Genomic DNA, 294 nt, shown 5'->3' with positions numbered 1-294 from the left:
TCGTCGAGACGGACCCCGACGTCGTCGAGCGCGCGCTCGGCCGGGTTCACCGTCTACGAGGGCGACGGCAGCGACACGGAGACGCTGCGCGAGGCGCACATCGAGGACGCCAAGCGGTTCATCACGACGACGGCCGACGACGACATCAACCTCCTCGCCTGTCAGCTCGCGATCACCAAGTTCGACGTCGAGTCCGTCTACTCGCGCGTGAACGACCCGGACAACGTCGACGCCTTCGACAGCATCGGCGTCACCGGCATCGACGCCACGACCGCGACCGCGGTCGCCATCGAC

The 294-nt window shown here is 68.0% G+C and carries 1 protein-coding gene; it reads left to right on the top strand.

The genetic code is table 11. The annotated features are described in order from the left end of the window. The coding region (locus tag EXE42_RS17655) for an NAD(P)-binding protein (RefSeq protein ID WP_137707120.1) at positions 1-294 on the top strand (294 nt) is incomplete at both ends.

Origin of the sequence: Halorubrum sp. SP3 (assembly GCF_005435195.1) — an archaeon.
GTDB lineage: Archaea > Halobacteriota > Halobacteria > Halobacteriales > Haloferacaceae > Halorubrum > Halorubrum sodomense.
Note: the sequence above shows the minus strand (reverse complement) of the source record. Positions and strands in the feature narration are given on the sequence as shown.